Origin of the sequence: Nocardioides cavernae (genome assembly GCF_016907475.1) — a bacterium.
In the GTDB taxonomy this organism is placed as follows: domain Bacteria; phylum Actinomycetota; class Actinomycetes; order Propionibacteriales; family Nocardioidaceae; genus Nocardioides; species Nocardioides cavernae.
In genome coordinates this window covers 3,037,834-3,062,282 of record NZ_JAFBCA010000001.1, presented here as the reverse complement: position 1 = coordinate 3,062,282, position 24,449 = coordinate 3,037,834, and the positions used below count along the sequence as shown (strand labels likewise).

The window sequence follows — 24,449 nt, the reverse complement described above, 5'->3', positions numbered from 1 at the left end:
GCGGCTCAGGCGTTGCTGAGCACGCGGTCGCGCCCGTAGGCGCAGCTGCACGTGTCCGAGCACGGCAGGTAGGTGTGACGACCGTGGCCGCACTCGCTGCACGGCAGGTCGTGAGAGAGGTGGACCGAGCTGGTCTCGACGGTGTCCCACATGCCGTCAACGGTCGCACCGCCGGGCGCGGTGCGGGCGGGAACCGGCCGGTAATGCCCGATCTGGGTCAGGAATGACCCGTTCGGGCCATGCCGGCGTGGCCCCGACACACCGGTCTCCGGTCCTAGGATCTGCGCATGGGCGCCCCTCCGAGCCTCGAGCTGTCGCCGCGACAGGCCCGCCGCATCGCCGTACGCGCCCAGCTGCTCGCCACGCCGCGACCCGGCGACGTGCTGGAGGCGGTGCGGCACCTCGGCTTCCTGCAGGTCGACCTCACCCGCGTCGTCGCGCACCACGCCGACCTCGCCCTGTGGACCCGCCTCGGGAGCGCGTACGCGCCGGAGGACCTCGAGGAGCTCGTCGGCGACGGCGCTCTCGTCGAGCTGCGGGCCATGCTGCTGCCCAGTGAGGACGTCGCGCTGCACCGCGCCGACATGGACGCCTGGCCCGGTGAGCCGCCGCTCAAGGAGTGGCAGGAGGACGTCGCCGACTGGGTGGCCGCCAACGAGGGCTGTCGCCGCGACATCCTGGCGCTGCTCCGCGCGGAGGGCCCGACCGCAGCGCGTGACCTGCCGGACACCTGCGAGGTGCCCTGGCGCTCGACCGGGTGGACCAACGACAAGAACGTGATGAAGCTCCTCGAGTGCCTGGAGGCGCGCGGCGAGGTCGCGGTCGCCTCGCGCGAGGGCCGTGAGCGGCGCTGGGACCTCGCCGAGCGCATCCACCCCGGCGACCCGGCAGTGCCCGCGGAGGAGGCGCACCAGGCGCTCGCCGCACGGCGACTGCGGGCGCTCGGCATCGCCCGCCCGCGGGCCCTCGAGGCGTGGGACGAGAGGTACGACGTCCGCGGCACGGGCGCGGCGGCCCGCATCGACGGCGTACGCGGGCTGTGGCGCGTGGACCCCGACCGGCTGGACGACCTCGACGACTTCGAGGGCCGCACCGCGATCCTCTCCCCGCTGGACCGGCTGGTCTTCGACCGGAAGCGGATGGAGGACGTGTTCGGCTTCGACTACCAGCTGGAGATGTACAAGCCCGCCGCGACGCGTCAGTGGGGCTACTGGGCGATGCCGGTGCTCGACGGCGACGAGCTGGTCGGCAAGGTCGATGCGACGGCCGACCGTGAGGCGGGCGTGCTGATCGTCGACGCGGTGCACGAGGACGGCGACTGGTCCGCGGCGCGGCGCCGGCGGGTGCACGCCGAGCTCGACGCGCTGGGGGAGTGGCTGGGGCTCGAGGTCGCGCGCCCCTGAGCGGCGCTCAGCCTCGGCGCAGGACGGCGAGGACGATCCGCTCCTCGGACTCGCCGACCGTCCCGTCGAGGTGTCGGCCCTCGCCCAGCGGCGTACCCACGATGCGGGCGACTGCGAGGTCGACCGCGCCCGCGAGCACGGTCGTGACGGCGCCGTCGTCGGTCACGGAGTCCACGCGGTCGATCTCGGGCACGTCGGCGGCATCGCCCCGGCCGCTGCCGCGCACCTCCATGCGCGCCGGGATGTCGATCCTGCGGCCGTCCTCCTCGAAGAACATCTGCGACTGCCGCGCACCGGTGAGGATCGCGGCAGCCAGGGTCCGTGCCCACACGGGGTCGCCGCACCCGTCGTAGACCCACCGCTCGCCGAGGACGGAGTGGGCAGTGGTGGCGATGAGGTGCGACTCGGCGCCGGCGAGCGGGGCGGCGCGATAGGTCAGCGGGGTCTGCAGCACGGACCCGTCCTCGGTGTGCCAGAGAATCGTCTCGACACCCACCTCGCCGTCGGGGTCGTCGAACCGGTACTCCGCGACCTTCCCGGCGATCGTGCGGCCCTCTGCCCACGGACGGCTCGGCAGCCACGCCTCGACGAGCTCCTGCTTGGACGGCGACAACGTGGCCCTGTGCACGATTCCCATACCGGGACCCTAGGACGCCGACCCCGTTCGGTCCTCGGTCTCGGCGGACGTGTCGGCGCATATGACCCCCCGGTTGCCCTCCTGGTCGGCGACCACGGTGAGCCCGGGGGCGTTGCTGTCGTCGACGACGGTCCCGCCCGCGGCGACGGCGGCGGCGACCCGCTGAGCGGCGACCTCGGGCGCCACGTAGACCTCGACGTGGAACCGCTGACCCGGGACAGCGTCGGCGGCAAGGTCGTCGAACCACAGGTTCGGCACACGACCCGTCGCGTCGCGCACCTCGTCGCCGGGCGATCCCCGGCCCTGGGACGCGGCGTCGCCCGTCAGGAGGGCTGCCCACACGGGGGCGACGGTGGCCGAGCCGGCCGCGTCGAGGCCGAGCTCGATCTCGCTGACCGACGCCGGGTCGGCGTCCAGCCGGTGCTCCGCAGCGATCTCGGTGACCCGGCGGGCGAGGTCGACGTCCTGCTGGGTCACCCACTCGACGACGTGCTCGGTGCCCTCGTCGTCGCGGTAGATCGCGTCGGCGGTGACCAGCTCGAGGTCGACGTGCCCCTGGCCGATCGTCACGCGCGGGTGGTGCCCGACCTCGTCGCCTGCCTCGCCCACTGCAGCGACGAAGCGCACTCCCGTGGCGAAGTCGGCCGTCAGGTAGCGCGCGTGCAGTCCCTGCGCCAGCTTGCGCCACTCGGTCAGTCCGGCCTCGGCGATCTTTGCGCCCCGCAGCATGTCCATGCTCTGCGACCCTAGCCCGGATGGGCCTTCGGCACCCGCTACTCGTCGAGTGAGAAGCCGAGCGCGGACGCGAGCCTGCGCGGGTCGGCCACGGCGATCGTGGCGCCCGGGTGGGTGATGGTGCCGGTGGGGTCGATCGCGGGGACGGGCTCGTGGAAGGTCAGGCAGAGGGCACGGTCGCCGTTCGTCGTGAACGAGACGCCGCGGTCGCTGAGCGACAGGTGCGGCGGACCCGCGGTGCGGTGCCACGCGAAGCCGCCGGTGAGCTCGGCCGAGGCAAGGTTGGTCCGCGGTGTCACCAGGCGCCACGGGCCGTAGCGGATGAAGAGCCACGCGGGGCCGACCTCCACCGTGGTCGTGGCCGGGGTGACGCCGAAGGCGCGCGCGGGGCCGACGTAGTTGGGTGCGAAGGCGAAGTCGAACGACTCGACGGCCTCGGGCGCACCCTCGCCACCGGGCTCGCGCACGAGCCCGCGCAGCGCCGCGCCGGCGGGCAGCCGGTACGGCTGGAGCACGGCAGCGGCGGGCGCGGGCACGCGGAGCATCGCCCGGCTGCCGCCACCGGGTGCCGGGACGACGTGGTGGTCCATCGACACCGCGGCGGGCCCGCGCCCGGCCCGCCACGTCCACGACCGCAGGGCCGGGTCGACGCGAGTGACCTCGAAGTCGATGGCCACACCGCCCGGGCCGTGCACCCGACCGGTGGTACCGACGGCCAGCACGTCGTCGGACGCCTCGACCTCACGGATCAGAGGTGCCCACGACGGCCAGGTCGCAGGCGTGGTGAAGCGCCGCCACGACTCGTCGGCGGTGGCGGGACCGTGGGCGTCGACGAGCACGAGGCGCCCCGCTCAGAGCTGCACGGTGTCGTTGTCGCCGAGGTCGGGCTTGTCGTCGCTGAGGAGCCCCTTGGCCATCTGCACGGCGATCGCGACCTTGCCGGGGGACTCCCAGTACTCCGCCGTCGCACCGTCGATGCGCAGCAGCACGTTGTCGGGGTCGTCGGGACCGCCGGACATGAAGGCGCCGGCCGAGGCGTCCCAGAGGTCGCGGAGCTTGGCGCGGTCGTCACTGACGTGGGCGGTGCCGGTCAGCGAGACCCAGCCGGCCTTGCTGGAGTAGGACACGTTGACCCGCGGGTCGGCCTCGATCGCCCGCACCTTGTCACTGCTGCGCTCGGTGAGGAACCACGTGGTGGCCGGGTCCTCGAAGTCCTGCGTGCCCATCGGCGTGGAGACGAGGTGTCCGTCGAGCGACACGTACGTCAGCACGGCGATGTCGGTCTCCTCCATGATCTCGGCAACGGTCAGGGTCCGGTCGTGGGTGCTCATGTCTCGACACTGACACGTTGGACAAACCTTGCACCCCACCCGAGGGGCGGGTGCCGGTCACACCATCGGCGCGCGAGGCGTCGTACTGGCAGGATTGCCCCCGCCACGGGAGGGGCGCGGGTGCGGCTCGGCCGGCCCGCCACACGACAGGCCACACGACAGGGGAGACGCGCACCATGACCACCACACACCCGGCCGACGACCACGCACTCATCCGTGTCGAGGGGGCACGCGAGAACAACCTCAAGAACGTCAGCGTCGAGCTGCCCAAGCGCCGCCTGACCGTCTTCACCGGGGTGTCCGGCTCGGGCAAGAGCTCGCTGGTCTTCGCCACCATCGCGGCGGAGTCGCAGCGGATGATCAACGAGACCTACAGCGCGTTCGTGCAGGGCTTCATGCCCACCCTCGCGCGTCCCGACGTCGACCACCTCGAGGGCCTCACCACGGCGATCATCGTCGACCAGGAGCGGATGGGCGCCAACCCGCGCTCCACGGTCGGCACCGCCACCGACGCCAACGCGATGCTGCGGATCCTCTTCAGCAGGCTCGGCGACCCCTACGTCGGCCCGCCGACGGCGTACTCCTTCAACGTCCCGACCCGCAAGGCGAGCGGGATGATGACCACCGAGAAGGGCGGGCGCACCGAGCGCCGGATCGCCAAGCAGGAGGTCTACCTCGGCGGCATGTGCCCGCGCTGCGAGGGCATGGGCAAGGTGAACGACATCGACCGCACGGCGCTCTACGACGAGGAGAAGTCGCTCTCCGAAGGTGCGCTGACGGTGCCCGGCTACTCGATGGACGGGTGGTACGGCCGGCTGTTCGAGGGCATGGGCCTGCCGATGGACAAGCCGATCAAGTCGTTCACGAAGAAGCAGCTCGAGACGATGCTGTGGTCGGAGCCGACCAAGCTCAAGGTCGAGGGCGTCAACCTCACCTTCACCGGCATGATCCCGCAGATCCAGAAGTCCATGCTCTCCAAGGACCCCGAGGCGATGCAGCCGCACATCCGGCGCTTCGTGGAGCGGGCGGTCACCTTCCAGACCTGCCCGGACTGCGAGGGCACCCGCCTGACGCCGGAGGCGCGGAAGTCGAAGATCAACGACAAGTCGATCGCCGACCTGTGCGAGATGCAGATCAGCGACCTCGCCGACTGGGTGCGCGACCTCGACGAGCCGTCGGTCGCCCCGCTGCTGAAGGGGCTGCAGCACCTCCTGGACTCGTTCTCCGAGATCGGTCTGGGCTACCTCTCGCTCGACCGGTCGGCCGGCACCCTGTCGGGCGGCGAGGCGCAGCGCACCAAGATGATCCGCCACCTCGGGTCGTCGCTCACCGACGTCACCTACGTCTTCGACGAGCCGACGATCGGGCTGCACCCGCACGACATCGAGCGGATGAACAACCTGCTCCTGCAGCTGCGCGACAAGGGCAACACCGTGCTCGTCGTGGAGCACAAGCCGGAGACCATCGGCATCGCCGACCACGTGGTCGACATCGGCCCCGCGGCCGGAGCAGCGGGCGGGAGCATCTGCTTCGAGGGCGACGTCGACGGCCTCCGCAGGAGCGACACCATCACCGGCAAGCACCTCGACGACCGCGCGAGGCTCAAGGAGTCGGTGCGCGAGCCGTCCGGGGCGATGGAGGTGCGCGGGGCCAGCACGCACAACCTGCGCGACGTGGACGTCGACGTCCCGCTCGGCCTGCTGACCGTGGTCACCGGCGTCGCGGGGTCGGGCAAGAGCTCGCTGATCCACGGCTCGCTCGCCGGCCGCGACGAGGTCATCGTCATCGACCAGGGCGCGATCAAGGGGTCACGCCGCAGCAACCCGGCGACGTACACCGGTCTGCTCGAGCCGATCCGCAAGGCCTTCGCCAAGGCCAACGGCGTCAAGCCCGCGCTCTTCAGCTCCAACTCCGAGGGCGCGTGCCCGACCTGCAACGGCGCGGGCGTGATCTTCACCGAGCTCGGCCCGATGGCCACGGTCGAGTCGCCGTGCGAGGAGTGCGAGGGCCGCCGGTTCAAGGCCGAGGTGCTCGAGCACACCCTCGGCGGCAAGGACATCGCCGAGGTGCACGAGATGTCGGTCCTCGACGCCCTGGCCCTCTTCAGCGACGGCGAGGCGAAGATCCCCGCCGCGGTGAAGATCCTCGACCGGCTGGTCGACGTCGGCCTGGGCTACCTCGCGCTCGGCCAGCCACTGACCACGCTGTCCGGGGGGGAGCGCCAGCGCCTCAAGCTCGCCACGCAGATGGGGGACAAGGGCGACGTCTACATCCTCGACGAGCCCACCACCGGCCTGCACCTGGCTGATGTGCAGAACCTGCTCGGCCTGCTCGACCGCCTCGTCGACGCCGGCAAGTCCGTCATCGTCATCGAGCACCACCAGGCTGTGATGGCCCACGCCGACTGGATCATCGACCTCGGTCCCGGAGCCGGCCACGACGGCGGCACCGTCGTCTTCGAGGGTCCGCCGGCCGACATGGTGGCGGCGAAGAAGCCGACGCTGACCGGCAAGCACCTCGCGGCCTACATCGGCGCCTGACGCTGCCCCTGCTGGTCGGGCTGATCCGCTATGCCTGGCAGACGGGGCACCAGAACAGCCGCCGGGCGGCGATCTGCGTGTCCTGGACGGGCATTCCGCAGATCCGGCAGGGCAGCTCGGCACGGCCGTAGACGTAGTGGGCGTCGACGCGGCGCGGGCGGCCCGACGGACGTTCGCGGTCGTCGGGCATCGTCGTGACGATGCGCCCCGCCCGGACGCCGGCGCGAAGCAGGACCACGAGGTCGTCCCACAGGGCGTGCAGCACGGCCGCGTCGTGGTGGCGCCCCGGACGCAGCGGGTCGAGCCGCTGGCGGAACAACACCTCGGCGCGGTAGACGTTGCCGACCCCCGCCACGACCGACTGGTCCATCAGGAGGGTGGCGACCGGGGCGCGGCTGCGCAGCACCCGGGCGACGAACGCCTCGGCGTCCGGTCGCCGCCGGAGCGGGTCGGGACCGAGCCTGGCCAGGACGAGCTTGCGCTCCGCGTCGGTGAGCACCTCGCAGGCGGTCGGTCCACGCAGCTCCAGCCAGTGGCCGCCGCCCACGAGCCGGAGCCGCAGGGCGCCCCGCGCGGCCGGCGCCGGGAGGGTGCCGTCGCGGAACTTCCCGTAGAGGCCGAGGTGCACATGCAGCCACAGGTCGTCGTAGCGGTGGAAGAGGTGCTTGCCCCACGCGTCGGTGGCGCCGAGCACGCGACCGTCGAGCAGGCTCGCCCCGTCCTCGAAGCGGCCCTGCGGACTGTCTGCGGACACGTGCTGCCCGCCCAGCAGCCGGGCATGGCGGCGGGCGAGTCGGTGGATGGTGTGTCCCTCTGGCACGTGGTGATGGTCGCCGACGAGACCCGCGGGTCGTCACACCCCTCGGGTGCCAGACTCTGGGCATGACCCGCACGGACCTCCGGACCGCCATCGCCGAGCGCCCCGTCGTCCTCGACGGCGGCCTGGCCACGCTGCTCGAGGAGCACGGCCACGACCTGTCGAGCGACCTGTGGTCGGCGCGGTTGCTGCGCGACGACCCGGCGGCCATCGAGCGGGCCCATCGCGAGTTCTTCAGGGCGGGCGCAGAAGTGGCGACCACGGCGTCGTACCAGGTGTCGTTCGAGGGCTTCGGCGCCGAGGGGGCGGACCGCGACGAGGTCGAGCGCCTGCTGCGCCGGAGCGTCGAGCTGGCCGCCGCCGCGCGTGACGCCGTGGCACCCGACGGGTGGGTCGCGGCCTCGGTCGGCCCGTACGGCGCGGTGCTGGCCGACGGCTCGGAGTACCGCGGTGACTACGACCTCGACGTGGCCGGGCTGCGCGCCTTCCACCGACCCCGGCTCGACGTGCTCGCCTCGACCGTGGGGGATCACGCCGACCTGCTCGCGATCGAGACCATCCCCTGCCTCGCCGAGGTCGAGGCCGTGCTCGCCGAGCTCGACGGCAGCGGCGTGCCCGCCTGGCTGTCGCTGTCCACCGCCGACGGGCTCACCCGGGCCGGCGAGCCCATCGGTGAGGCCTTCGCGATGGCGGCCGGCGTCACCGAGGTCGTCGCCGTTGGGGTCAACTGCTCCTCGCCCGCAGACGCCGGTGCCGCCGTTCCCTTCGCGGGCGCGCACGGCCCCGCGGTCGTCTACCCCAACTCCGGGCAGGGCTGGAACGCCGCGACCCGGTCGTGGGAGGGCCGCTCGGCGTTCGACCCGGCCGACGTCGCGGCCTGGGTGGCGGCCGGGGCGCGACTCGTCGGCGGGTGCTGCCGCGTCGGCACCGCCGACATCACGGCCCTGCGTGCCACACTCGCCCGGTGACGCAGCAGGAGGCCCACCACGACCGTGCCCGCCCGCACGAGGGCCAGGTCGTGACCGTCTTCCGCAACCGCCTCCGCGACGCCGCCCGTGACGCCTACGTCGAGGAGCTGCAGGTCATCACCGCGCTGGCCCGGTCGATGCCGGGCTTCGTGGAGACGAAGCTGTTCGTGTCCGAGGACGGCGAGCGAGCGACGATCGTGACGTTCGCCGACGAGGAGAGCCATCGCGGCTGGCGCGACCACCCGAGGCACCGCGAGGCGATGCGGCACGGCGTCGCCGACTACTACGAGGAGTACTCGATCGCGGTCGGCACGACGTCGTACGCCAGCGCGTTCAGGCGTCCCGACCTCACGTCGTGAGCACCACCAGCCGTTGCGTGGCGCGGGTCATCGCGACGTAGCGGTCGACCGCGCCGGACACGCCGTCCCCGAAGCCCTCGGGGTCTACGAGCACCACGAGGTCGAACTCGAGTCCCTTGACCAGCTCGGGTGCGAGGGAGCGGACGCGCGCCGTGTCGACCCAGGTGGGGTCGCCGACGACCACCGCTGTCCCGTCGGCGTGCTCGGCCAGCCAGCCCTCGATGATCGCGTCGCGCTCGGCGACAGGCGCGTGGAGCACGGGGATCCCGCTCTCGCGGACGGACGTGGGCACGTTGGCCTCGGGGAGCGCCGCGCGGATCACCGGCTCGGCCTCGGCCATCACCTCGGCCGGCGTGCGGTAGTTGACGGTCAGCGGCGCGACAGCGACGTCCGTGAGGCCGACGCGTGCCAGCCGCTCCGTCCACGACTCGGCGAAGCCGTGGCGGGCCTGCGCGCGGTCGCCGACGACAGTGAGGCTGCGCGACGGGCAACGACGCAGCAGCATCGCCCACTCGGCATCGCTGAGCTCCTGCGCCTCGTCGACGACCACGTGGGCGAACGGCCCGGTCAGGAGGTCGACGTCGGACGTCGGGAGCGCCGCGTCGTCGACCAGGGCCGTCTGCAGGTCGTCGTGGACGAGCATCGACACCAGGCCGTCGCCGAACTCGTCGGCGCCCGTCTCGCGTGCCGTGGTGCGCAGGTCGTCGATCACCTCGCCCATCCGGGCGCGTTCGCGCGCCTCGGCGGCCTGTGTACGCCGTCGTCGTCGCGACGACTCGGGGTCACCGAGCCGCAGCCGGGCGGCGTCGAGCAGCGGCAGGTCGGCGTACGTCCACGCCTCGGGGTCGTCGCGACGCAGGGCCCGGACCTCGTCGGGGTCGAGCCAGGGAGCGCAGCGGCGCAGGTAGGCCGGCACCGTCCAGAGGTCGCCCACCAGGTCGGTGTGCTCGATCAGCGGCCAGGCCCGGTCGAAGGTGTCCCGCAGACCGACGTGGCCGTCGAGCACGCGTCGGAGCTCGTCGGGGGAGAGGTCCTCGACGACGTCCGCGGCCTTGTCGACGAGGATCGTGAGGACCTCGTCCCAGACGTCGTCGCGGGCGAGGTTGTGGGGCGTGCCCGGGTCGGGGGAGTCGAAGGCCTCGGCCCACTCGGACGCAGTGATCCGGACGTCGCCCCACGCCGTCTCGACGAGGTACGGCTCGGTGGGCGGCTCCTCGTAGAGCGCCACGGCCGGCTCGATCGCCTCGACCATCCGCAGGTCGGCCTTGAGCCCGGCGACCTGCGCATCGCCCTCGGGCCCACGGGCCGCCTCGGGGACCAGGTCGCGGACGGTGCACGTCTGCACGCCTTCCTCCCCGAGGCTCGGCAGCACGTCGCCGACGTACGCGAGGTAGGGCGCGTGCGGGCCCACGAAGAGCACGCCCCCGCGCCGGTGCCCCAGCCTCGGATCGGCGTAGAGGAGGTAGGCCGTGCGGTGGAGCGCAACGACCGTCTTGCCGGTGCCGGGACCACCGTCGACGACGAGTGCTCCACGCGACCCGGCCCGGACGATGGCGTCCTGGTCGGCCTGGATGGTTCCCAGCACGTCGCGCATCCGGGGCGTACGGCTCCCGCCGAGGGTGGCGATGAAGGCCGACTGGTCGTCGAGTGCCGCGGTGTGGGTCAGCCCCTCCTCGGTGAAGGCCTCGTCCCAGTAGTCGACGATCCGCCCGCCGACCCAGCGGTAGCGACGCCGGCTCACCAGGCCCTGCGGGTGCGCGTGGGTGGCGGCGAAGAACGGCTCGGCGGCAGGCGAGCGCCAGTCGACGAGCAGCCGGCGGCCGTCGGAGTCGGCGAGTCCGAACCGTCCGATGTACGTCGTCCCGCCGTCCTGCTCGTCGCCGTTCTCGGGGGTGAAGTGGACGATGCGGCCGAGGCAGAGGTCGAGGTCGTAGCGCCGCAGGGCTCGCAGCCTCGTGGCCAGCCGGTGCACCTCCTGGTCGCGCTCGAGGGCGGCCGTGCCGTGGCGCACCGCGGTCCGCCGCACCTCCGCCAGGCGCTCCTCGAGGTCGGTGATCGCTCGCTCGAGCCCGGTGGCGATCCGGGTGAAGTGCTCCCTGTCGCGGTCGATCAGGGACGGGTCGGACTTGGCCGCGAGGGCGCGGGGGAGGGCGAAGGGCATGGTGTCGAGGTGGGTGTCCTGCTGCGTCACGCCGTGCAGTGTGAAGCCTGACCGGGGCCTTGCGGCAAGCCCCCTGATGGCCTATACGTTGAGAGTGGAGGCAGTCCAGGCCGTTGGGTCGGTCCCGATCCTGGAGGCCATGGGGATCCGCGTCATCGAGGTCCGACCGGGTTTCGCCGCGGCCGAGCTGCCGCCGGAGCCCAACGTCAACCACTTCGGTGTCACCTACGCCGGTTCCTTGTTCAGCGTTGCCGAGATGCTGGGTGGGCTGCTGAGCCTGACCACCTTCGACCTGGAGGGCGAGCTCGCCGGGTTCGTGCCGCTCGTCAAGGAGTCCGCGATCAGGTTCCGCCGGCCCGCGCTGGGCGTCGTACGCGCCTCGGCGTCGCTGTCGGAGGACGAGGTCGCGCGGGTGCGTGCCGACGCGCTGGCGACGGGCCGGGGCGAGTTCGAGCTCGAGGCGACGCTCACCGACGCCGCAGGCGAGGTCGTGGCGACGACCGTCGGGACGTACCAGCTCCGACGCCTCGGGTGAGGCGGGATCCTTCCGTGCCGGAGCTGCCCAGGTTCGTCCTGCACGACCACCGACGGCCGAGCCCGCACTTCGACCTGCGGCTCGAGGAGGACGGGGTGCTGCGCAGCTGGGCGGTGCCCAAGGGGCTGCCGGAGGACGGTCGCCACGACCGATTGGCCATCGCGGTGGACGACCACGACCTGGACCACGTCGACTACGAGGACGAGCACAAGTCCGTCGCCGACACCGGGACCTGGGAGGAGCACTCGCGCGACGAACGGCGACTCGTCCTCACCCTGCACGGTCGTGAGGGCTCCCGACGCCTCGCGCTGATCCATACCGGTGGCTCGCAGTGGCTGCTCCACCTGACGAAGGAGCAACCGCGCGCCGGTCGGAAGATCGCGGAGGCGTGAGGTCACGACGTGACTCGGAGCCTCCGCGTTGGTCGGCAGATCGTCAACGAAGGTTGACAACCTGCGTTATGTCAACGACAGTTGACGCATGAGGACTGCAATCGACGCCGAGGACCCGGGGGAGGAAAACCCCCTGGAAGAGCTGATGCGCATCGCCCGCGCCAAGCACGAGCTGGCCGCAGCCGAGGCCGTGGCCGTACGACGGGCTCGGATCCACGGATTCTCCTGGGCCGAGATCGGGACGATGCTCGGCGTCTCCAGGCAGGCCATGCACAAGAAGTACGGCAAGTTCGCCTAGGTTGTCGCTCACAACGGAGCCAGGCGATCGGGGAACGACAGCCGGCTCCGCGCTGGTGACGATGGCTTTGGTGAGCGCTCGGTTGCGCATTGCTGCTCGCTGGGTGCGACGCCGGCCTGGGACGAAGCGTCATCGTGGTCAACCAGACCAGCGAACCCTTGACCATCCGAGGGGATGAGTTGCGACCGGACGGTGGCGAGTGGAACCACGGGTTTCAAGGTTGCAGTCGTGCCGCGCTCGACGTTCTGGACGGCGACGGCGACGGCGAAGAGTATGTCCAGATCGACGCTGGCTGGTGCGACGGCGAGATCTGGACGATCACCGGGCCCGGCGAGGTTTCGGTCGAGGACCACGAGTAGACACGCCGGCACTGCCTGCTGGATGGACTCCACCGGGTTCGCCGATAACTGACATTATGTCAGATAGTGCGGATCGGGGAACCACAACGGTGTGATCCCCCCGGCATGGGGTCCGTCCCCCATCTTTCCGCTGCGCCCCTTCGAGCGGCCGGATGAGCCGTTCTGCGCCTGTACGGTTGAGAAAACTCCACCGATGACGAGGACCACCGCCTGTGCTGTTGCTGATCGCCGCTCTGCTGGCGGCGGCGGTCGTGTCTCCGTGGCTGTTGCTCCGTGCCGGCAGACGCGCCTTCCTGGCCATCGCGCTGGTGCCACTGGCCGGTACGGCGTGGGTCGCCGCACAGGGCGCCGCAGTCGACGACGGCGAGACGCTCGTCGAGGTCCACCCGTGGGTCGGCAGCATCGGCATGGACCTGGCCCTCGCCATGGGCACCCTCCAGTGGGTTATGTCGCTGATCGTGCTCGGCATCGGCGCGCTCGTGCTGGCCTACTGCGCGTGGTACTTCGACGACGACGAGCCGGGCGTCCCGCGCTTCGCCGGCGTGCTCGTCGCCTTCGTGGCCTCGATGCTCGGCCTGGTCCTGGCCGACGACCTGCTGCTGCTCTACGTGTTCTGGGAGCTCACGACCGTCTTCTCCTTCCTCCTGATCGGGCACGACTCGGAGCGGCGGGCCAGCCGCCGCGCTGCCATCCAGGCGCTCGTGGTGACCACGTTCGGCGGCCTCGTGCTCCTCGTGGGCGCGATCGTCATCGGGCGGGCCGCCGGGACGTTCCGCATCACCGAGATCCTGGCCGACCCGCCCACGGGCGTGGCCGTGACCATCGGTGTTCACCTCCTCCTGGTGGGTGCCATCAGCAAGTCGGCCCTGCTCCCCTTCCACTTCTGGCTCCCGTCGGCCATGGCGGCACCGACCCCCGTCAGCGCCTACCTGCACGCGGCGTCGATGGTCAAGGCCGGCGTCTACCTCGTCGCGCTCCTGGCGCCCGCCTTCGCCGGCGTGACCGGATGGCGCACGGTGCTCCTGGGCCTCGGCCTCGCGACGATGGTCCTCGGCGGCGTACGAGCGCTCCGCCAGAACGACCTCAAGCTGCTCCTCGCCTACGGCACAGTCAGCCAGCTCGGCTTCCTCGTGCTCGTCCTCGGCACCGGCACCCGCAGCGCGATGCTCGCCGGGCTCGCCCTCCTGCTCGCCCACGCCTTGTTCAAGGCGACCCTCTTCCTGGTCGTCGGCGTGATCGACCACAGCACCGGCACGCGTGACCTGCGTGAGCTGACCGGCCTCGGCCGCCGGCTGCCGGTCCTTGCCGTCGCCGCGACCCTCGCCGCCGCGTCGATGGCGGGTCTCCCCCCGCTCCTCGGCTATGTCGCCAAGGAGAGCGTGCTGGTCGCGCTCGTCGACGTCGCCCGCGACGGTGACGGCACCGGGATCGGTACGACGGGTGGCTGGCTGCTCGTCCTCGGGGTGGTCCTCGGGTCGATCCTCACCGCCGCCTACTCTGCCCGCTTCGTGTGGGGCGCCTTCGGCAACCGGGAGGTGGAGGCTCCGGTGTCGGTCCACTCCCCCTCGCCCGCGTTCATCGCGGCCCCCGTCGTCCTGGCGGCGCTCTCGCTGGTGCTCGGCTTCCTCGGTGCGCCGCTCACCACGATCCTCGACCCCCAGGCCGACGAGTTCCCGCCCGGGGCCCACGAGCCCGAGCTCTCGCTGTGGCACGGCGTCGGGCTGCCCCTGGTGCTCACCCTCGTCACGCTCGCCGCGGGTGCCGCGCTGTTCGTCGCCCGCGAGCCGGTCGCCCGAGTGCAGGCCGCACTGGTCCACGACTGGAGCCTGGAGCGGGCCTACCGCGGCGGCATGCGCCTGCTCGACCGCACGGCGGTCGAGGTCACCGGTGTCGTGCAGCGCGGCTCCGCTGCGGCGTACCTCGCGATCATCCTGATCGTGCTGGTGCTGCTGCCGGGCTCGACGTTGCTCGGTGGCCTCGGCGACGTGCAGGTGATGGCATGGGACAACCCCGCGCAGGCGGTCATCGGCGCCGTCATCGTCGGAGCAGCCGTGATGACGGCGCGCTCGCGGCGCCGCATCCGCGCGGTCCTGCTCGTCGGCGTCACCGGCTACGGCACGGCCCTCCTCTTCGTCCTGCAGGGCGCGCCCGACCTCGCCCTCACCCAGGCACTGGTCGAGACGCTGACCGTGGTGGTCTTCGTGCTGGCCCTGCGCCGGCTCCCCGAGTACTTCACCGACCGCCCGCTGAGCCGCCAGCGCTACCTCCGCGTCGCGCTGGGCGTGGCCGTGGCGGTCGTGACCGCCGGCTTCCTCCTGGTGGCGGGCGCGGCGCGCACCGCCGACCCCGTCTCCCTGGCCCTGCCGGAGCAGGCACTCGAGTTCGGCGGTGGCGGCAACATCGTCAACGTCATCCTCGTCGACACCCGTGCCTGGGACACGCTCGGCGAGCTCGCGGTGCTCGTGGCCGCAGCGACGGGCGTCGCCAGCCTCGTGTACGTCAACGCCCGCGGCGCCGACATCCGTCGCGTCCACGACATCCCCTACCCGGCCGGCGTCGAGAAGGTCGCCACCGCTCCGGGACGGCGTGCCTGGCTTCCCGGCTCACGGACGCTGCCGCCGGACAAGCGCTCGATCATCTTCGAGGTCATCGTGCGACTGCTCTTCCACACGCTGGTCGTCATCTCGATCTACCTCCTGCTCGTCGGCCACAACGAGCCCGGCGGTGGCTTCGCGGCGGGCATGACCACCGGGCTGGCGCTGGTCGTGCGCTACCTCGCCGGCGGTCGCTACGAGCTCGACGAGGCGGCACCGGTGGACGCCGGGCGCCTGATCGGGGGCGGCCTCGCCGTTGCGGCGCTGGCTGCGCTCCTGCCGATGGCCTTCGGCGGTGTGGTGCTCCAGTCCGCGGTGATCGACCTGCACCTGCCGCTGCTCGGCGACCTGCACCTGGTCTCGTCGGTCCTCTTCGACGTCGGGGTCTACCTGGTCGTCGTCGGACTGGTGCTCGACCTGCTGCGCGCCCTCGGCTCCCACATCGACCGCGACATCCAGCGTGCCATGCGCGAGGCGCAGGCGGAGGCCGCATGACCATCAACCTGACCCTCGTCCTCGTCGCCGCCGCCCTCCTCGGCTGCGGTGTCTACCTGGTGCTCGAGCGCAGCCTCTCGCGCGTGCTGATCGGCATCGTCATGATCGGCAACGGTGTCAGCCTCTGCTTCATGGTCGCCGGCGGTCCCGCGGGACGCGCCCCGATCGTGTCGAAGGGCGGTGACACCACCGGCCTCACGGACCCGCTCCCCCAGGCGATGGTGCTCACCGCCATCGTCATCACACTCGCGACCACGGCGTTCGTGCTCGCCATGGCCTACCGCAGCTGGCAGCTCAACGGCCACGACGACGTGCAGGACGACATCGAGGACGACACCATCCGCAGGCTCGCACTGCGGGACGTGACGTCGGAGGCCTACGAGGCCACGACGTCCGACTACCCCGGCGACGACTCCAGCGGAGACCACGGCCAGGGCCCGGACGACGACCCGCTCGCCGCCGACGCCGAGGAGATGAGGTCGACGTGAACTCCCTCGTCCCCCTCCCCGTCCTGCTTCCGATCCTCGGAGCGGGTGCCTCGCTCGCGCTGCTGCACCACCCGCGCATCCAGCGCTGGCTCAGCCTCGCCGTGCTCGGCTCCGTCGTCGTCGTGGCGGCCGTGCTCCTGGTGCAGGCGGACCGGCACGGCCCGCAGACCGTGTGGATCGGCGCGTGGCCCGAGACCCTCGGCATCGTCCTCGTCGCCGACCGGCTCGCCGCCCTGATGCTGCTGGTCAGCGCCATCGTGACCCTGGCGGTCCTCGCCTACTCCGTCGGGCAGGGCATGACGGAGGACGAGGAGGGTGCGCCGATCTCGGTCTACCACCCGACGTTCCTCGTGCTGGTGGCAGGCGTGGCCAACGCGTTCCTCGCCGGCGACCTGTTCAACCTGTTCGTCAGCTTCGAGATGCTGCTGTTCGCCAGCTACGTCCTGCTGACGCTCGGCGGCACGGCGGCCCGGGTCCGCGCCGGCACGATCTACGTGCTGGTCAACCTGCTCTCGTCGACGCTGTTCCTCATCAGCCTGGCGGTGACGTACGCGGCCACCGGCACGCTCACCCTCGCCCACCTCGCCGAGCGGCTCGCGGAGCTGCCCGACCACGTGTCGATGATGATCCAGCTGCTGCTGCTGACGACGTTCGCCATCAAGGCGGCCGTCTTCCCCCTGTCGCTGTGGCTGCCGGACAGCTACCCCACCGCGCCCGCGCCGGTCACGGCGGTGTTCGCCGGGCTGCTCACCAAGGTCGGCGTCTACGCGATCCTGCGCATGCAGACCCTGCTCTTCCCTGACAGCCCGCTCACCGACCTGCTCCTGTGGGCCGCGCTCCTGACCATGATCATCGGCATCCTCGGCGCGATCGCCCAGTCCGACATCAAGCGCATGCTGTCCTTCACTCTGGTCAGCCACATCGGCTACCTGATCCTCGGCATCGCGCTCGACAGCCGCACCGGCACGGCAGGCACGACGTTCTACGTCGTCCACCACATCACCATCCAGACGGCGCTCTTCCTCGTCCTCGGCCTCGTCGAGCGCCGGGCCGGCAGCACCGCGCTGATGCGCATCGGAGGGCTGGCGCGCATCGCGCCGGTGCTGGCCGTGCTCTTCTTCGTGCCGGCGATGAACCTCGCGGGCATCCCACCGTTCTCCGGCTTCATCGGCAAGGTCGGGCTGTTCCAGGCCGCGCAGCTCGACGGCAGCCCGCTCGCCTGGACGCTCGTGGCCGCCGGCGCAGCCACCAGCCTGCTGACGCTGTACGCCGTCGCGAAGACGTGGGCCGTGGCGTTCTGGCGCACCCCCCGCGAGGCCCACGAGGCGCTCGAGGCCATCGGCGAGACCGCCGGCGGGGCGGCGACCGAGCCGGTGCCCGGGCACGACACCCGCGCGATGCACCAGCACCGGGGCCACGTGCACACCGCCGCGGGCACCGTGTCGCGGCGTGACATCGAGGAGGCCCGCCGCCTCGGCGACGACAGCGAGCCCGACCGCGACCTGTTCACGCTGATCGAGGCGGGGGACGACACCCGCCACTCCCCCCTCGGCATGCTGCTGCCGGCAGGCGGTCTCGTCGCGGCCAGCGTGCTGCTGTCGGTGATCGCCGGGCCGCTCTACGCCCTGGCCGACCGGGCGGCGGGCGACCTGCACGAGCGCACCCCCTACCTCTCCTCCGTCCTCACCGAGGAGCACCCGTGAGCCCGGTCATGCGCACCCGCCGCGACGGGTCCACCCGTCCCGCGCGGCACCGCGCCGTCCAGCCGCTCGCGGTCGCCTGGCTGCTGCTCGTCTGGCTGGCCCTGTGGGGCGCCGTGACGCCGCTGCTCGTCGTCGGGGGCGTGCTCGTGGCGGTGCTGGTGTGCGTCACCTTCCCGTTGCCCCCCATCGACCTCGGCTCCTCGGTCCGGCCCCTCCCCCTGCTCGGCGTGGTCGCCCGCTTCCACCTCGACGTCGTGCGGGCGAGCTTCGAGGTGGCCGGCGTCGTCCTGCGGCGACGACCGGTGCGCAACGCCGTGGTCGCGGTCGACCTCGAGACCAAGTCCGACTTCATGATGACCCTCGTCGCGTCCATGCTGTCGCTCATCCCGGGGTCCGTGGTCGTGGAGGCCCGTCGGTCCACGCACACGCTCTACCTCCACGTCATCGACGTACCCGACGCGGAGGCCGCCGACGACTTCCGCCGCACCGCGCTGGACCTCGAGCAGCGCCTGCTGCGCGCCCTGCCGCCCCGACCCACCGACCGGGAGGACCCATGACAGTCGTGCTCGTCCTCGGAGCCACGCTGCTCGCCGCCGCCGCCGTGCTGCTGCTCGTGCGCCTCACCATCGGACCGACGATCCTCGACCGGAGCGTCGCGCTCGACGTGCTGGTCGCGGTCACGGTCTGCGCGACCGGCCTGTACGTCGCCCACTCGGGCGTGACGTACCCGCTCCCGATGCTCGTCGTGCTCGCCGGCTGCGGCATGGTGGGCGCGGTGAGCGTCGCCCGCTACGCCAGCCGCAGCGACGACCTCGAGGCCGGCGACCGCGACGACCCGGGCACTGGGGGCAAGTGGTGAGCTGGACCCAGGTCGCCGACCTCGCCGCCGCCGTGTGCATCCTCCTCGGCGCGGTCCTCGCGCTCATCGCCGCCATCGGCGTCGTCCGCCTGCCCGACCTGCTCACCCGGATGCACGCGGCCACGAAGCCGCAGGTCCTCGGCACGGTGCTGGTGATGACCGGGGTCGCGCTGCGCCTGCGCGACCCGGGGGTGGTCGGCATCCTCGCCCTCATCGTGCTGCTGCAGATGGCCACGAGCGTGGTCTCCAGCCACATGGTCGGCCGGGCCTCGTTCCGTGCCGGCCAGGTGCGCCACGACCTCCTCGTGGTCGACGAGCTCAGCGACCGTCCGAGCCACGAGGAGCCACGCGGCGCCCCCTGACGGCGCCTGAGGCTCGCTACCCTGACGGGCGTGGAGCTGCTGACCCTCGCCGTCGCCGCCCTGATGGCGATCGTCGTGGCGGCCGTGCTGTCCCGGCGCACCGGGATCGCCACCCCGCTGGTCCTGCTGGTCCTCGGCATCGCCTTCAGCCTCGTGCCCGGCACGCCCGACTTCGAGCTGGAGCCCGACTGGATCCTGCTCGGAGCCCTGCCGCCGCTGCTGTACGCCACCGCGGTCCAGGTGCCCGTCCTCGACCTGCGCCGCAGCATCGGCATGATCACGTGGCTCTCGGTCACCCTGGTCGTCGTCTCGGCGCTCGCCGTCGGTGCCGTCGTGCACCTCGTCGTTCCCGACGTCTCCTTCGCGGCCGGCGTGGCACTGGGCGCCGTCGTCAGCCCCACGGACGCGGTCGCGGCCACCGCGATCGGCAAGCGCCTCGGGCTCCCCCACCGGTTGATGACGGTGCTGGAGGGCGAGAGCCTGTTCAACGATGCCTCTGCGCTGGTCGTGCTGCGGACGGCGCTGCTCGCCATCACCGCGGGATTCAGCCTGGGCGACGCGGTCTTCGACTTCGTCCGGGCGGTGGCGCTCGCCGTCCTCATCGGCTACGTCGTGGGCCGCTCGACCGTCTGGCTGCGGAGCAAGCTGGACGACCCCGTCCTGATGACGGCGGTCAGCTTCATCGTGCCGTTTCTGGCGTTCCTGCCCGCCGAAGAAGCCGAGGCGTCGGGCGTGGTCGCCGTCGTCGTGGCGGGCCTGGTCACCGGGCACCACGGCGTACGGACCTTCAGCGCCCGCGAGCGCCTCACCGAGCGCACCAACTGGCTGACGATCCAGTTCCTCGTCGAGAACGGCGTCTTCCTCCTGATGGGCCTGCAGCTCGAGTCGCTCCTGCGCGACCTCGACGAGTCGTCCAGCAGCCTGCCCGAGGTGCTGGGGATCGCCGCCCTGGTCCTCGTCCTGCTGCTCGTCCTGCGGATCGGCTTCGTCGGCGTCCAGGTGCTCCTCGAACGGCGACGCCGACCGCGGCTCGACGCCCTGCGCCAGCGGCTCACGCACATCAGCGACCACGTCGACACGATGGCTCAGGAGGGCGGACCTCGCATCGACAGCCCCCGTGGTCAGCACCGCATGTCGCAGTTCCGGCGCCGGATCGAGCGCGGGAGGGCCGACGTCGCCTACCAGGAGAGCGAGCCGATCACCGCGCGCGGCGGGGCGGTCCTGTCGTGGGCGGGGATGCGAGGCGTCGTCACGCTCGCCGCTGCCCTCACGATCGGCCAGGAGGTCGACGAGCGGACCCTGCTGATCACGGTCGCGTTCGTCGTGGCGGTCGTCTCGCTCCTCCTCTACGGGGGCACCCTGCCGTGGTTGATCCGCACGCTCGGCGTCTCGGGTGTCGACCCGGACCGGCAACGCGCCGAGGTGGCCGAGCTCGTGAACGACATCACCGCCACCGCGGCCGCCGCCATGGGACCCACGGACCGGATCGTCATCGACGGCACCCCGATCGACCCGGACGTCGCGACCGAGACGCTCGCCTGGCTGGAGCGCGTCCGCGACGCCCGCACCGACAGGGGTCCGGAGGCCGTCACACTGGCCTCGCAGCGGGTGCTCCTGCACCGCCAGATCATCTCGCTGATGCGCGACGCGCTGCACGAGGAGCGCGCCATCGGTGCCTACAGCACGGCGGCGCTGACCCGCGCGTCAGCACTCATCGACGCCCAGGAGCTCCAGCTGGACCGCTGAGGCGAGTGCTTGCCGGGCGACCTAGGTTGGGTCCATGGCCCACATCCCGACGTACGACCTCAACGACGGCACGAGCATCCCCGCGATCGGCTTCGGCACCTACCCGCTGCGTGGGGACGACGGCACCGAGGCCATCCGCACCGCCATCGAGTCCGGCTACCGGCTCGTCGACACCGCGGTGAACTACGAGAACGAGGTGGAGGTCGGCGAGGCCATCCGCCGCTCGGGGGTCCCCCGCGACGAGCTGGTCGTCGCCAGCAAGATCCCGGGCCGCCACCACGCGTACGACGCAGCGATCGCGTCGGTGCGCGAGTCGCTGGACCGCCTCGGGCTCGAGCGCACGGATCTCCACCTCATCCACTGGCCCAACCCCAGCCAGGGGGCGTACGTCGAGGCGTGGCGGGCGCTCGTGCAGCTGCAGAAGGACGGCCTGGTGCGGTCCATCGGCGTCTCCAACTTCACCGAGGAGCACCTCGAGCGCATCATCGACGACACGGGCGTGACGCCGGCGGTCAACCAGGTCGAGCTGCACCCGCGGTTCCCGCAAGCGCACATGCGCGAGGTCCACGATCGCCTCGGCATCCGCACCGAGGCGTGGAGCCCCATGGGCAAGCGGCGCGCGCCCCTCGAGGAGGAAGCCGTCCGGACGGCCGCCGAAGCGCACGACGTCTCCCCCGGCCAGGTCGTCCTGCGCTGGCACGTGCAGCTGGGCTCGCTCCCGATCCCGAAGTCGGCCGACCCCGCCCGCCAGGCGCAGAACCTCGACGTGTTCGGCTTCGAGCTCACCGACGACGAGGTCGCGGCGATCTCGGGGCTCGCCGAGCCCGACGGCCGCCTCTTCGGCGGCGACCCGGACACCCACGAGGAGATGTGACGGGGCGCTGGCTACCATCACCCGCATGCTGAAGCGACTCGCCACCGTGGCCGCCTGCCTGTCCGTCCTCGCCCTGTCCGCGTGCGGCAACGAAGCAGACGGGAAGGACTCCGCGTCCGACCCGGCGGCGTCCGAGACCACGAGCGAGTCGCCCGAGGCGTCGACGGAGGAGTCGCCGGAGGCCTCCGGCGCCACGACCACCTGCGACTATCCCGAGGACGGCCAGGAGCCGGCGCGCGACGTCGACGCACCGGACGCCGAGGCCCCCTCCGAGGGCACCGTGACCGCGACGATCACGACGAACTTCGGCGACATCGGGCTCAACCTCGACGCGGCCACCGCGCCGTGCACGGTCAACTCGTTCGTCTCGCTCGCCGACCAGGGGTTCTACGACGACACCCCGTGCCCGCGCATCGGTGACCAGGAGGGCTTCGGCATCCTGCAGTGCGGCGACCCGACGGGCACCGGTTCCGGCGGGGCCGGCTACTCCTTCGCCGACGAGCTGAGCGGCGACGAGACCTACCCGGCCGGCACGCTCGCCATGGCCAACGCCGGCCCCGACACCAACGGGTCGCAGTTCTTCCTCGTCTTCCGCGACTCGCAGTTCCCCCCGAACTACACCGTCTTCGGCACCATCGACGAGGCCGGCCTCGAGACCATCGACGCGATCGCGGCCGAGGGCAACGACGGCGCGCACCCGGCCGGCGGCGGTGCCCCGAACAAGGACGTCACCATCGAGAAGGTCACCGTCGGCTGACCCTGCTCCTCGCCCCGGGCCGGTGTGAGGTCCAGGGGCAACATCCCGCACACGTGCGGCGGTGGTGGCCCCTGGGCTGGCTGTTCGAGGGCAGCCTCTCGCGCACGTGCGGCGGATGTGGCCCCTGGACCAGCCGTTCAGGGGCAACCTCCCGCACACGTGCGGCGGTTGTGGCCCTACTGGGCCCGGCTGCGGGCATTCTGCGGGAGCAGCGTCTTACGCCCGCACGTGCGGCGGTTGTAGCCCTCGGACCGGCCGTTCAGGGGCAACCTCCCGCACACGTGCGGCGGATGTGGCCCCCAGCCCTGCCGTTCGAGGGCAACTTCCCGCACACGTGCGGCGACGATGAACCGTCGCCCGGGGACGCAGTCAGGCATGACCCGTCACGACACCGGGTCGTACTCCACGTCCGCACCGAGCTGGACGGTCCGCGAGACCGTGCAGAGCCGGTCGTGAGACAGGTCGATCGCCGCCTGCACGCGGTCGCGCGCGGCATCGCCGTCCGGTCCCTCCGGGAACGCGATGTCGAACGACACCCTGATGCCGGTCAGGTGGTTGCCCTCCGCGTCGCGCACCTTGTGTCCCTCGGCATGCACGTCGAACGTCGTGCTGGAGGTGCGCTTGTGCGTGATGGCCTCGACGTCGAGGGCGCTGCACCCGGCGATCGCGGCGAGCAGCAGCTCGATGGGGGTGAAGTCGGGGTCCTCTCCCCCGGTGCCGAAGAAGGTCTCGCCGCCACGGGCGTTGGTCGCCTTGAACCTGGCCGGGCCGATGCGGGTGAGCTCGACGCTGCGCAGGTTGTCGTCCGTCATGACGAACACCCTGCCAGAGCGAGCTCAGGCAGGGTGTCGTGTCCCCGACGGTGGGGTCTCCGCGGACGACCTCGCAGGGGGGTCAGCGGGTGACGCGTCGCGCGGCGCGTCGGGCTCGGCGCTCCTCACGGAGGGCGATCTCCACGTTCCGCAGGAGCGCGCGGTCCTCGGTGGAGCGCGCTCGTGAATCGACGAGGCTGAGAGCCAGGTGCAGCTGCGTGGTCATGAAAGATCTGTCCTCTCGAGGGCGTCCGGCCCTCACGTGATGAGCAAGTGATGTAAGAACTAACCGCTCCGTTGCGGCTCTTACATCCTACGGACCAGTAGCTTTCCGTCCGGCATCCTCGAAGGGGTGATCTCGGCCACCAGCAAGACGCGTCCCCGGGCTAGTGTCGTGGGGTGACGACCCAGCGAGCGCGACGCCCCGGACCATCCGTCCGGACGCGTGTCGTCGAGCACACCGACGCCTCGGAGGTGGCCCGCGAGGACCGGCTCATCACCGAGGAGCCGCTCGAGATCCGGGTGCGCTCCTTGGGCCTGGAGCCCCGCCGCGCGTGGGTCACCATGCGCACGCCCGGGCACGACTTCGAGCTCGCCGCCGGTTGGCTCGTCAACGAGGGGCTCGCGTCGCCGTCGTCGATCAGCCAGGTCGCCTACTGCACCGACGACGACCTCGCTCCCGAGCAGGAGTTCAACGTCGTGACGGTGGACGTCGACGGCGCGACGGCGCTCCCCCACCGGCACGAGAGCGCCTCCTCGGGCTCGTCCGCCTGCGGCGTGTGCGGCAAGGACAGCGTGGTCGAGGCGCTCGCGACCAGGACGACGCGACCCTGGGCAGGACTGCGCCCCGACGCGTCCGTCGTACGACGACTGCCGGAGGCGCTGCGGGAGCGCCAGACCCTCTTCGCCCGGACGGGCGGCGTCCATGCGGCGGGGCTGGCCGACGAGCTCGGCACGCTCTTCGTGGTGCGCGAGGACGTCGGGCGTCACAACGCCGTCGACAAGGTCGTCGGGGCGCGGGTGCTCGCCGGCGACCCGGCTGCCTCGGCGTGCCTGGTGCTCAGCGGGCGGGTCGGCTTCGAGCTCGTCCAGAAGGCCGCGGCCGCCGGCATCGGGTCGATCGTGGCGGTCGGCGCACCGACCAGCCTGGCCGCCCACCTGGCCGCCGAGGGCGACATCGACCTGTGGGGCTTCACGTCCGCAGGGCGCACGGTGCGCTACTGA

At 72.0% G+C, this 24,449-nt stretch carries 27 protein-coding genes; 18 read left to right on the top strand and 9 right to left on the bottom strand.

The window, feature by feature from the left end; all coding sequences use genetic code 11:
- Positions 1-5: 5 nt before the first annotated feature.
- Positions 6-152 (bottom strand): hypothetical protein, encoded by a 147-nt coding sequence (locus JOD65_RS14385; RefSeq protein WP_191195619.1) that lies wholly within the window; start codon positions 150-152, stop codon positions 6-8.
- Positions 153-287: 135 nt separating this feature from the next.
- On the opposite strand from JOD65_RS14385, the gene JOD65_RS14380 reads away from it, so the two are divergent.
- Positions 288-1,403, top strand: a complete 1,116-nt coding sequence (locus JOD65_RS14380; RefSeq protein ID WP_191195618.1) for a DNA glycosylase AlkZ-like family protein — start codon at positions 288-290, stop codon at positions 1,401-1,403.
- 7 nt (positions 1,404-1,410) lie between these two features.
- Here JOD65_RS14380 and JOD65_RS14375 read toward each other — a convergent pair whose 3' ends face one another.
- Genes JOD65_RS14375 through JOD65_RS14360 form a run of 4 tightly spaced genes read right to left on the bottom strand, consistent with a single transcriptional unit; the run spans position 1,411 to position 4,106 of the window.
- On the bottom strand, positions 1,411-2,040 hold the full coding sequence (locus JOD65_RS14375) for a CG0192-related protein (RefSeq protein WP_191195617.1): 630 nt from the start codon (positions 2,038-2,040) through the stop codon (positions 1,411-1,413).
- A 9-nt stretch (positions 2,041-2,049) separates the two neighbouring features.
- The gene (locus JOD65_RS14370; RefSeq protein ID WP_191195616.1) at positions 2,050-2,775 is read right to left on the bottom strand and encodes a 4a-hydroxytetrahydrobiopterin dehydratase; all 726 of its coding nucleotides are present in this window, start codon (positions 2,773-2,775) and stop codon (positions 2,050-2,052) included.
- Between the two features lie 38 nt (positions 2,776-2,813).
- Complete coding sequence (locus JOD65_RS14365) at positions 2,814-3,614, bottom strand: SRPBCC family protein (RefSeq protein WP_191195615.1); 801 nt, start codon at positions 3,612-3,614, stop codon at positions 2,814-2,816.
- A gap of 12 nt (positions 3,615-3,626) precedes the next feature.
- Positions 3,627-4,106 (bottom strand): pyridoxamine 5'-phosphate oxidase family protein, encoded by a 480-nt coding sequence (locus JOD65_RS14360; protein ID WP_204811196.1) that lies wholly within the window; start codon positions 4,104-4,106, stop codon positions 3,627-3,629.
- A 176-nt stretch (positions 4,107-4,282) separates the two neighbouring features.
- Here JOD65_RS14360 and JOD65_RS14355 point away from each other — a divergent pair, with 176 nt between their 5' ends.
- The gene (locus tag JOD65_RS14355) at positions 4,283-6,646 is read left to right on the top strand and encodes an ATP-binding cassette domain-containing protein (protein ID WP_191195614.1); all 2,364 of its coding nucleotides are present in this window, start codon (positions 4,283-4,285) and stop codon (positions 6,644-6,646) included.
- Positions 6,647-6,674: 28 nt separating this feature from the next.
- Here the strand turns inward: JOD65_RS14355 and JOD65_RS14350 are convergent, their stop codons facing one another.
- On the bottom strand, positions 6,675-7,466 hold the full coding sequence (locus JOD65_RS14350; protein ID WP_191195613.1) for an Fpg/Nei family DNA glycosylase: 792 nt from the start codon (positions 7,464-7,466) through the stop codon (positions 6,675-6,677).
- Positions 7,467-7,528: 62 nt separating this feature from the next.
- On the opposite strand from JOD65_RS14350, the gene mmuM reads away from it, so the two are divergent.
- Positions 7,529-8,431, top strand: coding sequence for a homocysteine S-methyltransferase (gene mmuM, locus JOD65_RS14345; protein ID WP_191195612.1), 903 nt, complete (start codon positions 7,529-7,531; stop codon positions 8,429-8,431).
- Positions 8,428-8,790, top strand: coding sequence for an antibiotic biosynthesis monooxygenase family protein (locus JOD65_RS23785; protein WP_191195611.1), 363 nt, complete (start codon positions 8,428-8,430; stop codon positions 8,788-8,790). The genes mmuM and JOD65_RS23785 overlap by 4 nt, the downstream gene beginning before the upstream one ends.
- Here JOD65_RS23785 and helR read toward each other — a convergent pair.
- Positions 8,780-10,981, bottom strand: a complete 2,202-nt coding sequence (gene helR / locus JOD65_RS14335; protein ID WP_307821178.1) for an RNA polymerase recycling motor ATPase HelR — start codon at positions 10,979-10,981, stop codon at positions 8,780-8,782. The genes JOD65_RS23785 and helR overlap by 11 nt on opposite strands.
- On the opposite strand from helR, the gene JOD65_RS14330 reads away from it, so the two are divergent.
- The 13 genes from JOD65_RS14330 (at position 10,950) to JOD65_RS14270 (ending at position 22,413) form a co-directional block, all read left to right on the top strand.
- Positions 10,950-11,486, top strand: a complete 537-nt coding sequence (locus JOD65_RS14330) for a PaaI family thioesterase (RefSeq protein ID WP_307821177.1) — start codon at positions 10,950-10,952, stop codon at positions 11,484-11,486. The genes helR and JOD65_RS14330 overlap by 32 nt on opposite strands.
- 14 nt (positions 11,487-11,500) lie before the next feature.
- Complete coding sequence (locus JOD65_RS14325) at positions 11,501-11,878, top strand: DNA polymerase ligase N-terminal domain-containing protein (protein ID WP_191195609.1); 378 nt, start codon at positions 11,501-11,503, stop codon at positions 11,876-11,878.
- Between the two features lie 88 nt (positions 11,879-11,966).
- Positions 11,967-12,176, top strand: coding sequence for a hypothetical protein (locus JOD65_RS14320; protein WP_191195608.1), 210 nt, complete (start codon positions 11,967-11,969; stop codon positions 12,174-12,176).
- Between the two features lie 134 nt (positions 12,177-12,310).
- A complete protein-coding gene (locus JOD65_RS14315) occupies positions 12,311-12,535 on the top strand; it encodes a hypothetical protein (protein ID WP_191195607.1) in 225 nt (74 codons plus the stop codon).
- A gap of 212 nt (positions 12,536-12,747) precedes the next feature.
- Positions 12,748-15,624, top strand: a complete 2,877-nt coding sequence (locus JOD65_RS14310) for a Na+/H+ antiporter subunit A (RefSeq protein WP_191195606.1) — start codon at positions 12,748-12,750, stop codon at positions 15,622-15,624.
- Positions 15,621-16,112 carry a Na(+)/H(+) antiporter subunit C gene (locus JOD65_RS14305; RefSeq protein WP_191195605.1) on the top strand — a complete coding sequence of 164 codons (492 nt, stop codon included), beginning with the start codon at positions 15,621-15,623 and terminating at the stop codon, positions 16,110-16,112. Before JOD65_RS14310 ends, JOD65_RS14305 begins: the two co-directional genes overlap by 4 nt.
- A complete protein-coding gene (locus JOD65_RS14300) occupies positions 16,109-17,815 on the top strand; it encodes a Na+/H+ antiporter subunit D (protein ID WP_191195604.1) in 1,707 nt (568 codons plus the stop codon). Before JOD65_RS14305 ends, JOD65_RS14300 begins: the two co-directional genes overlap by 4 nt.
- Positions 17,812-18,372: a Na+/H+ antiporter subunit E gene (locus JOD65_RS14295; protein WP_191195603.1), complete on the top strand. Its 561-nt coding sequence runs from the start codon at positions 17,812-17,814 to the stop codon at positions 18,370-18,372. The genes JOD65_RS14300 and JOD65_RS14295 overlap by 4 nt, the downstream gene beginning before the upstream one ends.
- Entirely contained in the window at positions 18,369-18,674 is a 306-nt protein-coding gene (locus tag JOD65_RS14290) for a monovalent cation/H+ antiporter complex subunit F (protein WP_191195602.1), read from the top strand. Before JOD65_RS14295 ends, JOD65_RS14290 begins: the two co-directional genes overlap by 4 nt.
- Positions 18,671-19,036 carry a monovalent cation/H(+) antiporter subunit G gene (mnhG, locus tag JOD65_RS14285; protein ID WP_191195601.1) on the top strand — a complete coding sequence of 122 codons (366 nt, stop codon included), beginning with the start codon at positions 18,671-18,673 and terminating at the stop codon, positions 19,034-19,036. The genes JOD65_RS14290 and mnhG overlap by 4 nt, the downstream gene beginning before the upstream one ends.
- Before the next feature lie 30 nt (positions 19,037-19,066).
- Positions 19,067-20,782 (top strand): cation:proton antiporter, encoded by a 1,716-nt coding sequence (locus tag JOD65_RS14280; RefSeq protein ID WP_191195600.1) that lies wholly within the window; start codon positions 19,067-19,069, stop codon positions 20,780-20,782.
- Positions 20,783-20,816: 34 nt separating this feature from the next.
- Positions 20,817-21,656, top strand: coding sequence for an aldo/keto reductase (locus JOD65_RS14275; RefSeq protein WP_191195599.1), 840 nt, complete (start codon positions 20,817-20,819; stop codon positions 21,654-21,656).
- 25 nt (positions 21,657-21,681) lie between these two features.
- Entirely contained in the window at positions 21,682-22,413 is a 732-nt protein-coding gene (locus tag JOD65_RS14270) for a peptidylprolyl isomerase (RefSeq protein ID WP_191195598.1), read from the top strand.
- 383 nt (positions 22,414-22,796) lie between these two features.
- Here the strand turns inward: JOD65_RS14270 and JOD65_RS14265 are convergent, their stop codons facing one another.
- A complete protein-coding gene (locus tag JOD65_RS14265; protein ID WP_191195597.1) occupies positions 22,797-23,225 on the bottom strand; it encodes an OsmC family protein in 429 nt (142 codons plus the stop codon).
- Between the two features lie 82 nt (positions 23,226-23,307).
- Positions 23,308-23,451 carry a hypothetical protein gene (locus JOD65_RS14260; RefSeq protein WP_191195596.1) on the bottom strand — a complete coding sequence of 48 codons (144 nt, stop codon included), beginning with the start codon at positions 23,449-23,451 and terminating at the stop codon, positions 23,308-23,310.
- Positions 23,452-23,624: 173 nt separating this feature from the next.
- Here JOD65_RS14260 and JOD65_RS14255 point away from each other — a divergent pair, with 173 nt between their 5' ends.
- Positions 23,625-24,449 carry a formate dehydrogenase accessory sulfurtransferase FdhD gene (locus JOD65_RS14255; protein WP_191195595.1) on the top strand — a complete coding sequence of 275 codons (825 nt, stop codon included), beginning with the start codon at positions 23,625-23,627 and terminating at the stop codon, positions 24,447-24,449.